7 protein-coding genes are annotated in these 9,999 nt (G+C 70.9%); 4 read left to right on the forward strand and 3 right to left on the reverse strand.

Going from position 1 to position 9,999, the window contains the following annotated elements; all coding sequences use genetic code 11:
* Positions 1–98: 98 nt before the first annotated feature.
* Positions 99–1,877 carry a substrate-binding domain-containing protein gene (locus AB0H64_RS06490; protein WP_357620760.1) on the reverse strand — a complete coding sequence of 593 codons (1,779 nt, stop codon included), beginning with the start codon at positions 1,875–1,877 and terminating at the stop codon, positions 99–101.
* Between the two features lie 133 nt (positions 1,878–2,010).
* Positions 2,011–2,646 (reverse strand): cation transporter, encoded by a 636-nt coding sequence (locus tag AB0H64_RS06495; RefSeq protein WP_357620762.1) that lies wholly within the window; start codon positions 2,644–2,646, stop codon positions 2,011–2,013.
* A gap of 263 nt (positions 2,647–2,909) precedes the next feature.
* Here AB0H64_RS06495 and AB0H64_RS06500 point away from each other — a divergent pair, with 263 nt between their 5' ends.
* Together AB0H64_RS06500 and AB0H64_RS06505 are read left to right on the forward strand one after the other, a co-directional pair.
* Positions 2,910–3,686 carry a DUF4184 family protein gene (locus AB0H64_RS06500; protein WP_357620764.1) on the forward strand — a complete coding sequence of 259 codons (777 nt, stop codon included), beginning with the start codon at positions 2,910–2,912 and terminating at the stop codon, positions 3,684–3,686.
* Complete coding sequence (locus tag AB0H64_RS06505; RefSeq protein WP_357620767.1) at positions 3,679–4,509, forward strand: RNA methyltransferase; 831 nt, start codon at positions 3,679–3,681, stop codon at positions 4,507–4,509. Before AB0H64_RS06500 ends, AB0H64_RS06505 begins: the two co-directional genes overlap by 8 nt.
* Positions 4,510–4,530: 21 nt before the next feature.
* On the opposite strand, the gene AB0H64_RS06510 is transcribed toward AB0H64_RS06505, so the two are convergent.
* Positions 4,531–8,187: a helix-turn-helix domain-containing protein gene (locus tag AB0H64_RS06510; RefSeq protein ID WP_357620769.1), complete on the reverse strand. Its 3,657-nt coding sequence runs from the start codon at positions 8,185–8,187 to the stop codon at positions 4,531–4,533.
* Positions 8,188–8,388: 201 nt separating this feature from the next.
* Here AB0H64_RS06510 and AB0H64_RS06515 point away from each other — a divergent pair, with 201 nt between their 5' ends.
* Together AB0H64_RS06515 and AB0H64_RS06520 are read left to right on the forward strand one after the other, a co-directional pair.
* Positions 8,389–8,880 carry an RICIN domain-containing protein gene (locus tag AB0H64_RS06515; protein WP_357620771.1) on the forward strand — a complete coding sequence of 164 codons (492 nt, stop codon included), beginning with the start codon at positions 8,389–8,391 and terminating at the stop codon, positions 8,878–8,880.
* 112 nt (positions 8,881–8,992) lie between these two features.
* Positions 8,993–9,999 (forward strand): hypothetical protein (locus AB0H64_RS06520; protein ID WP_357620773.1); only part of this gene is annotated, 1,007 nt, incomplete at its 3' end.

The following is a 9,999-nucleotide window of genomic DNA, read 5'->3' on the forward strand; positions in this document are numbered from 1 at the left end:
GGACGCCGCCTGGCGCGGCCGGGTTGACCCGCGTTCGCCCGCCCATGCCGAACGGGCATGAGCTGGGAGGACAGGGACGGAAGGTGCCGGTGTGACGGTCAGCCGTCGCACTTGGGAGCGCACAGGCGGCGCTCCATGCCCTGCAGGAAGAAGTCGCGCACCTGGAGGATGTTCTCGGCGACGTACGCCTCGCCGCCGGTCGCCTTGGCCAGGGCGTCCATCTGCTTCTTGCCCTTGGGCGCGTCCGGGCCGAAGGCGATCAGCAGGATGCTGACCGGCCGCTTCGGGTTGTACGTCTTCTTCAGGAACGACAGGAGCTCGGCGTTGCCCACGCCGCCGTCGGGATCGTCGTTGCCGGCGCCGTCGGTGAGGATCACGATCGTGTTGATCTTGTCTTCCGCGTACGACTTCGTCATCTCGGTGTAGGCGGCCTTGAGCGTGTCGTTCAGCCCCGTGTCGCCCGTGGCCTTGGCCTGCACGGTCGCGAACTGCGCCGCCAGCGCCTCCTTGCGGAGCCGGCCGTCGACGGTCTGGCTCAGCGGCCCCACAGACACCAGCTCGCGCCAGTCCTTGCCCTGGCCGTCGAGGTGCGTGGAGAACGCCCACACCCCGATCTCCGAGTCGGCGGGGAACAGGCCGAGGCCCTCGGTGGCGATGCGGGAGATGGCCTGCATGCGGGTCAGGTTCGTGCCGGGCACGGGCAGCGCCATGGTGCCGGAGACGTCGAGCAGGGTCAGCAGGCGACTGCCCAGGTTCAGCCTCGACCAGGTCTGGGCCATGCTCGCCACCGTCTTGGCGTCGGGCGGCGCCAGGGGCCGCGGCGCGGTGGAGACGAAGCCCTTGTCCTTCGCGAGCGCGTCGCCGCCCTTGCCGTCGGGAGTGCGGAAGCCCTGGTCGCGCAGCGTCCGGCGGGCCGACTCGGTGGTCAGCTCCTTCTGAAAGGCCGCCGCCGCCTTGCGCACCCCCGCGTCCTTGGACAGGACCAGCATCGGGTAGTCCAGGCTGTACGTTCCCTCGGCCGGGTAGAGCGGCACCACCTGCGCGTCGGGCTTCTTCGCGTTGTGGCTGTAGACGCTCTGCTCCGAGGCGACGCCGACCGGCACCTTGCTGCCGGACTTCACGGTGAGGCTGGCCAGCAGCGCGCTCGGGTCGGCGACGATCTGACCCGACAGCTCCTTCAGCGCCCCCACGAGCGCCTTGTCCTGGCCCGCCTTCTTGGCCGAGCCCGCGGCGGCGATCAGCGCGGCCATGCCCGCGGAGTTCTTCTGCGGGTCGAGGGCGAGCACGCGGACCTTCTTGCCGGGTCCGTCGGGGTTGGCCACGTTCGCCGCCGCGATCATGCCGGCCCAGCTCGGCTGGAGGCTGCCGGCGAGCTTCTCGGCCGACGCCTTTGCGGTCACCAGCACGACGGGCGACACGGCGGCCGAGCCGGACGGCTCAGGCAGCGCGGCGGCGCCCGCGGGCTCGCTGCGCAGCCTGGCCACCACGAGGCTGGAGTCGGCCACCCACAGGTCGGCCGCCGCCTTGCCGGCGGCCAGCGCGTTGGCCGTGCGGGCCGCGGCCTCCTTGGTGACCGTCACCTCGACGCAGCGGCTGTCGATGGAGTGCAGGGCCTTGTTGTAGGTGCCGGCGACCTTGCTCAGCGCCGGCTGGATGTCGGGGGTCGCCACCACGCGCAGCGCCAGCTTGCCCGCCGAGCAGTCGTGGTCGCGGTTGAAGATGACGAACGCGGCGACGCCGAGCAGGACGGCCAGGGCGACGGCCCCCGCGAGCGGGACGAGCACCCTGCCCCGGCCCCGTGCGGCGGATCGCCGGCGGGGAGCGGGCTCCTGGGCTCGGTAGCCGCCATCGAACTCGTCTGTGCGGTGTCGCCCCACGATGTCCTCTTTGGTGTGTTGAGACCTTCCGGAGACCCTGACCGGAGATGCTCCGCAATACCTCCGGAACGATACTCGGTGCGCTTACTGTGGCAAAACCGCCCTTTTGGTGCGGATATTACGGAGTGTCAGCTCAGTGGCAGCATCCGTCACCACGCCAGGCCCGCCGGCCCTCCCGCGCCGCCACGGCCGCCAGGGCCACCGCCATCAGCGGATCCACCCACCACCAGCCGATCGTGTTGAGCCACAGCCCGGCCAGCACACCGCCCGCCGTCGCCGCGCAGATGAGATTCTGCGTGCCCTCGCCGGCGGTCGCGGGTGATGCCAGTCGCCGTGCCAGCCGGCGCTTGGCCAGCCCCAGGGCCGGCATGCTCACCAGGCTCACCGCCGTGACCGCGATCCCCAGCGTCGTCGGCACTGCCCGGTGGCCCACGTCCAGGTCGTACGCGACATGGAGGACCAGGTACGGGGCCAGCACCCAGAAGCTCACGGCCAGCGCCTTTCGCGCCCGGTGCTCGGCGCCCTCCGACAGCGTCCGCGACCCGGTGAACCGCCAGACCACGATGAGGCTCGCCGCACCCTCGACCAGTGCCGACATCCCCCAGCCGATCAACGCGACCGAGTGCGCACGGAACCCCGCCCACAGGCCGAGCGAGCTCTCCAGGCCCAGCCACACCAGGGTCGCCACGGACAGCGCCCGCGCCGACCGGGCCGCACGCAGCCATTCTGCTGACGCGGCCGGATGCGCGTGAACCCGCTGGTCAGGCACCTTGACCTCCCGAATCCCCGACGTCGTCCGGCCGTCGGCAGCGGTACGTACCTTATCCGTCACCCACTGTAATCCCGAAGGCGAGCGGCAAAGGTCGGTCGGGTAATGTTCAATGATCGATTACCGGAGGGCGATCGCGGGGATCACTCCACGGGTCGCCGCCGGTCACGGGTCTGCTCCAGGGCTTCTTCACGGCCCTGTCCGGGGCGCGTTCGCGGTCTCTCGCGCGGGCCGACCGACTGAGGGGGAGGGGTTGACAGGCCGTGCCGTTCACGCCGAGCCATATCGCGGCGGTGCTCCCGCTGGTGTCGTCGCCGCGGGTCCGCAAGGTGCTGGACCCGTGGGCGCTGGCGATGGGCGCCATGGTGCCTGATCTGCCGATCTTCCTGCCGTTCCTGCCCGACTACACCGACTGGCATTCCCTGCGCGGCGTGCTCACCATCGACATCGCCGCCGTGCTCCTGCTGCTCGCCCTGTTCCACCTGGTGGTGCGCGACCCGCTGATCACCCTCCTGCCGCCGGGACTCGCGGGCCGCGCCTCCACGCTCCTGCCGTCGTGGCGCAGCTTCCGGGTGCTGCCCATCGTCATGGGGGCGCTGGTCGGCGCCGGCAGCCACGTCCTGTGGGACTCCTTCACCCACTCCACCGCCCCGCCCCGCTGGGGCGACTGGCTCGCGGTGTCGGTCTTCGGCGTGATCAGGCTGTTCCGGCTGCTCCAGTACGTCTCGTCGGTCGTCGGGCTGGCCGTGGTCGTGTGGTGGGCCTGGCGCGGCCTGTCGCGCATCCCCGCCGTCGTGCCGCCCGCGCGGCTGCGCGTCACGCCCGCCGTGCGGTTCTACGTCCTCGGCGCGGCCTCGGTCGGCACGATCGCCGGGGCGCTCCTGTGGCCGGTGGTCGACCCGCCGTCCCCGGAGCTCGGGGTGCCCAGCGTCCTCACCAAGGTCGGCGCGGGCACGCTCGTCGGCCTGGGCGTGGTGCTCCTCGGCTACGCGCTGGTCTGGCAGGTCACGCGGCTCATGGCAGTATCGGAACGTGCTTGAGTACGTGACCGACGCGGCGGATCCGCGCCTGGCCGACTACACCCGGCTGCGGGACGTGGAGCTGCGCAAGAGCCTCGAGGCCGAGCGCGGGCTGTTCCTGGCGGAGGGGGAGAAGGTCATCCGGCGCGCGATCGGCGCCGGCTACCCGGTCCGCTCGGTCCTCACTGCGCGCCGCTGGCTGGAGCCGCTGTCGGACGTGCTCGGCGACGCGCTGGTGTACGTGGTGAGCGACGAGGTCATGGAGGGCATCGCGGGCTTCCCGGTGCACCGAGGAGCCCTCGCCTCGATGGCCCGCCTCCCGCTGCCCTCGCTGGAGACCGTCCTGACCGGGACGTCCGGCGCCCCGGCCAGGCGCGTCCTCGTCCTGGAGGATCTCGTTGATCACAGCAATGTCGGTGCGATCTTCCGGTGCGCCGCCGCTCTGGGGGTGGACGGGATCGTCCTGTCGCCCCGGTGCGCCGATCCGCTCTACCGCCGTGCTGTGAAGGTGTCGATGGGGGCGGTGTTCTCGATCCCGTACGCGCGGATGGACAACTGGTACACGGGGCTGGAGCAGATCCGTGCGGCGGGTTACCGGACGCTGGCCCTGACGCCCGACCAGTCGGTCACCTCGCTCGATGAGGTGAAGATGACGGACCGGGTGGCGCTGCTGCTGGGGTCGGAGGGGGACGGGTTGTCGTCGCGGTGGCTGGCGGAAGCCGACGAGGCGGTGTGCATCCCGATGAGCTCCCGGGCGATGGAGGCGGGGGTGGACTCGCTCAACGTGGTGGCCGCCGCCGCCATCGCCTGCCACGGCCTGATGCGGAGCGGCCCCCGGTTGTAGCGCCCCCATCGGGTGAAAGGTTCAGCGGCAGGTCTTCCGATAAGCCAGTTCGGGGATCTGTTCCTTCCATTCGGCAGGGGACAGGCCGCCGTCCCGGCGGCAGATCGCGGCGGTGGCGGTGTCCGGATCGACGGTGATCTCACGTAAGGTCCCGTCGGTGGACGAGATGAGCAGAGCGGTCCGGTTGAATGCCACGGCCGGCACCGGCCGAGCGGGGAAGCTGATCGGCGAGGCGATCCGCTGATATCCCCGCCAGTCCCACAACTGGATGCCGTACTCGCCTTCGCGGCCGACCGTGGCGAGCAGTTCGGCTCGCGGGGAGGAGACAAGAGCGCTGACTGATGTCGCGTACGCGGTTTGCGGCGGAGCCAGGGGCCTACGCAACTCTCTGTCCCAGAACGTCAGGCGCCCGTCGGTGCCGCCGATCGCGGCTCTGCTCCCGTTGAAGGCGATCTTTCCCTCGGCGCGGGCGTCAGACGAGTGCCGGCGTATCTCTCCGGTGGCCGTATCGACCAGGATTCGTCCCTTGCTGGAGCCGTCCACGACCAGCCGGCGCCCGTCCGGCTCGAACATCAGAACCCCTGATCCCGCGCCGGCGACGGTGCGGATCCATCGTCTGGTTCTCACCTCCCACAGCTCCAGATCGTCGAAGTCAACGCCGTCGAGCACCCCCTCGTCACCTGGGTTCGCGCTGAGGGGAGCGACCGCGACGGTCGTGCCGTCCGGGGAGAAGGCCACGGACAGGACTCCGACCGCTCCCGCTCTCTGGACGCGCAACGCGCCGATGCCGCGGCCGTTCGTGGCATCCCACAGGGTCACCACGGGGGACGCGGGGTGGGCGAGCGCGAGCGTACGCCCATCGGGGCTGAACACCGGGAAGTACGCCGTCTTCGCGGGGTCTTTCTCGGGGAGATCGTCGACGGGGAGCGGTCCGCTGACCGGTACGCGCGCGGCGACGTCCCAGATGCGTACCTCCGGCCTGCCCTTCCGGTGATCGGCCGTCACGAGGAAGCGGCCGTCAGGGCTGAACAGCCGCTTGTCGCTTCCCGGGGCGAGCACCTCGGAGCGGGTGTAGGGGGAGATGTCCAGGACGTTCACCGTCCCGAACTTGCCGATCACCCGAAGGGTCCGAGCATCAGGCGAGATACGGGGATCGGCCCCCATGACGCCGGACAGAACCGTGGAGTTCAGCAGCAGTGTGCCGTCGTCCACCCGCCACAGAAGCATCCACCCCCTGTCCCACACCCCGGCCAGGAAGCGGCCGTCGGAGCTGAACTCCATACGTTCCGCAGGCGGAAGCAGCGGGCGGAGGACCTCCTTGCCCGAGGAGAGTTCGAGCAGCCGGACACCGTCGCTGGTCGAGACGGCCAGCCGCTTCCCGTCCGGACTGAACACGCCTTCCCTGGTGGTTTCCGGCAGCCGGGGCGCACGGAGCGGCCTGCGCTGCTCGATGTCCCAGAGCTCGACCTTCCGTCCCGGGCTCGCCCTGCTGCCGGGGTCCGACGGGGTGCTCGTCGATCCGTCGGCTTCCGCCCGGACGACCAGGGCGAGCCGGCCGTCCGGGCTGATGGCGCTGACCGGCTCGTCGAGCACGCGTGTCCGGTCCGCGACGTTCCAGGCTTCGTTCGTCCCGTCGCGTACGCCGATGAGGAAGCGCCCGTCCGGGCTGAACTTCGTGGGGCGGAGGCGGGGGAATGCCACGCCGAGGTCCGTCAGGCCCGCTGCGCCGAGGGTCCACAGCTGTGCGTTGTTCCCGTCGTCGACCGCCAGCGTACGGCCGTCAGGACTCCACACCACGTCCGTGACCTGTCGCCCCGGCCATCTGGCGCTCACGACCTTCTTCGTGGTCAGATCGAGCACGCGCAGGACGCCCGGCTCGGTCGCCCTACCGGGTGTGTGGAGGGCCAGCCTGGTGCCGTCCACGCTGAGCCCGTGCGCCAGCTCCGTGGTGTCGTACGGGGCGGTGACGACGTCCGCCAAGGGCAGCGCCATCGATTCGATCAGCTCGCTCTTGGCCTCGGGGACCTGGGCGATCCGCCATGCCGTGGCGCTCAACCTGCGGGCCAGCTTCGGGTCGCTCATCCGCAGGGCGGCCGCGCGCCGGGCGGCCAGCTGGGCCGTCGCCTCCGCCAGCCGATCGTCGGCCAGGCCGGCCTGCCGGATGGCGACTCCCGCCGCGGCCATGGAGGCGACCAGCAGGACCACCAGAGCGGCCGAGACGGCGACCCGCCTGCGGGAGGTGCGGCGGGCCAGCGCCGCGCTCGCGTCGACGAAGTCCCGTTCCAGGGGCGTGAGGTCGTCGCGGTTCCCCGGCTCGACGAACAGCTTGTCGGCGACGGCCAGGCGGCTGCCCCGGTAGAGGAGCCCGGCGTCCCGGCCGTGCGCCTGCCACGCCTGGGCCGCCTCGGTGAGCTGCCGATGCGCGCGCAGGCGGTCGCGTCCTTCGTCCACCCATCCACGCAGTCGCGGCCACGACTCGATCAGGGCCTCGTGCGCGAGCTCCACGGTGTCCTGGTGCAGCGTGAGCAGCCTGGCTCCGGCCAGCCGTTCGATGACCAGCGCGGTGTCCGTCTCCCCGTACGGGTCCAGCTCGGAGCGGGCGGCGGGGCGACGGGTGTCCTGGGCCTGCTCGCCCGGCTGGATCAGCCTGAGCAGTACCCGGCGGGCGATCCTCGCCTGCTCCGGCGACAGGCCGGCATACAGCTCCTCGGCCGTATGGCTGATCGCCCCGTGGACCCGCCCCACGCTCTCGTAGGCGTCCAGGGTCAGCATCTTGCCGGTACGGCGGCGCCAGACCTCCCGCAGCGCGTGCGACATCAGCGGAAGCGCCCCCGGCTCGTCGGCGACGTCGGCGAGGATCGCGGCCGTCAGCGCCCGCTCCACCGTCAAACCCTCGGCCATGGCCGGCCGGACGATCGCCTCCCGCAGCTCGTCCCGCTGCATCGGCCCTACCAGCAGGTTGGCCTCGCGCAGGGCTTCGGTGAGCTCGCGATGCTCGGCGCAGCGCCCGTAGAAGTCGGCACGCACCGCGATGACCACGTTCATCCGGCTCCGCGCCTGCCGCGCGTCGAGCAGCAGGTCGATGAACCGCCCCCGCTCGCGCGGGTCCCTGCAGAGCGTGAACACCTCCTCGAACTGGTCGACCACGACCAGCAGGTCGGAGCCGCCCTCACCCGGGACGAGCCGGTCGGCGTGCCGCATCGGGTGCTCTCCCGGCGTGAGCACCAGGCTCCGCCCGCCGCCGTCTGCCGCGGGCACGAGCCCGGCCCGTAACAGGGACGACTTGCCGCTGCCCGAAGGGCCGAACACCGCGGCGAAACGATGCCGCCGAAGCAACTCGTGCAGTTCCTCGACGAGCCGCTCCCGTCCGAAGAAACGACCGGAGTCATCGGTGTCGTACGACGCCAGGCCCAGGTACGGCCCGGCGGCGCCGTCGTCGTCCACCCGTTCACGGGCCAGTTCATGAGCGACCTGACGCCAGCGGCTCTCCCATTCGGAGACGTCTCCGCCGCACGCCTCCACGAAGGCGAGGACGACCGGCACCGAAGCCAGACGCTCACCCGCCGCCGCCTGCGACAGCGTGGTGACCGAGTACCCCGCACGGTCGGCCATGGCCCGATAGGTGAGGCCGCCCGCTTCCTGGCGCAGCTTGCGCAACTCGGAGGCGAAGCGTTGCACCGGTCCCGCTGCCGGATCCACCGGACTTTCGCGACGGCCCACCACCGGTACGTGACCCCATTCGCCGATGAATGCATTGTTTGCCCGCCTGATGCGGGGTGCCGAACAATCCTGCCGTCACGATCCTGGAGCCACAGGCCTCGGCGGGCAAGCGGTCATGGGGCCGCCTGCCGCTGATCGACCATCCGAGAAAGGACGTCCATGCGCACGAGCTCCAAGACCACCGCCGTGGTCGTGACCGCCCTGACCCTGCTGTCACTGTCGCCCGCAGCGTCTGCACAAGCCGCCGCGGCCTCCGCCGTGCCCGGCCAGGCATACGTCAACCGCGCGACCGGCATGTGCCTGGCCATCGGCCGGGGAGAGGTGAGAGCGGGCAAGCCGGTGATCCAGTGGCCCTGTATCGGGAGCAAGTCGCAGCACTGGATCTACCGGTCCGACCGCCGGCTCGTGAACGTCAAGACCGGCATGTGCCTGGCCATCGGGCGCGGTGAGAAGAAGCAGGGGAAGGTCGCGATCCAGTGGCCGTGCACGGACGGCGGACCGGCTCAGGAATGGTTCTACGACCGTTCGCACCGGCTTCGGAACAGAGCCACCGGCATGTGCCTGGCCATCGGGAGCGGCGAGAAGCGCAAGGGCAAGAACGCGATCCAGTGGCCCTGCCTGGGCACTTCTGCGCAGACATGGCTCCGGTGACGCACGACCGCCCCACCGCCGACGGCGTACGGCGGGAAGGCACCACGACAAGCGCCACCGTTCTCTTCACCTGATGCCCACCACCGGCGAACCGAATTCGAAAGGTGCACGCATGCATCGTGTCCATGCTCGCCCGCCCGGGCGTGCCGTCACAGCGGTGGCGACCGTCCTCGTCCTGCTGGCCTCGTTGATCGTGGCGACCTCGGCGGTCCAGCCGGCCAGAGCCGACGGGGCCACGGACAACCAGTTCGTGGCCGTGCCTGCGGCCGTGCTCGCGGACACCCGCGACGGGACCGGTGGTGTCGGCTCCGCCAAGGTCCCGGGCAAGGGCCAGATCACCTTTCAGGTCGCCGGCCAAGCGGAGATCCCGGCTTCCGGGGTGTCCGCGGTCGCCCTGAACCTGACCGCGGTGGGCGCGGAGAAGTCCGGCTGGTTGACCGTCCATCCATCCGATGCCCCGGCCACCGTGTCGACGCTGACCTTCTACCCGGGAGAACCTGTCACGGGCGAGGACTTCACCCGCCTCACCAGCACGGGCATGGTGTCTGTCGTCAACAACAGCGACAGTCCGGTGCACATCGTCGTCGCCGTGCGCGGTTACTTCCTCAGTGCCGCCGACACTCAGGCGGGCAACGAGTACTACCCGGTCGACACCGAATACCTGTACGACACCCGGCCCGGTCATGTCACGGGGTCCCCGGCCCGGGAGGCCACCCCCATCCCGGGCAATTCGTCGGTGACGATCGACGTCGCCGGACAGCGGAGCATCCCGGCCACCGGCGCCAACGCGGTCGCGCTGAACGTCGTGGCCTGGTCCAAGGGCCAGAAAGGCTGGTTGAGCCTCCACCCCTCCGATCAGCCCGCCAACAACGTGGCGACGGTGGACTACGTCCCCGACGAGACCGACAGCAGCTTCACCGTGGCCCAGTTGACCGGCAGCGGCCAACTGGTCCTCGAGAACCGCGGCAGCGGCACGGTCCACGTGGCACTCACCCTGCGCGGCTACTTCAAGGGAACCGCGGAAGAGGGCGGCGCGGGTTACGTCACCGTCCCGTCCAAGGTCATCGTCGAGACCCTCACCGGCGCCGGCGTGCCCGGCGGAAGCACCCAGGCCCTCGC

Origin of the sequence: Nonomuraea sp. NPDC050733, assembly GCF_040654215.1 — a bacterium.
Lineage (GTDB): Bacteria > Actinomycetota > Actinomycetes > Streptosporangiales > Streptosporangiaceae > Nonomuraea.

Bases quoted from the DNA above. Each gene is read 5' to 3' on its own strand.
- AB0H64_RS06515 (WP_357620771.1), top strand. From the start codon at position 8,389: ATGCGCACGAGCTCCAAGACCACCGCCGTGGTCGTGACCGCCCTGACC.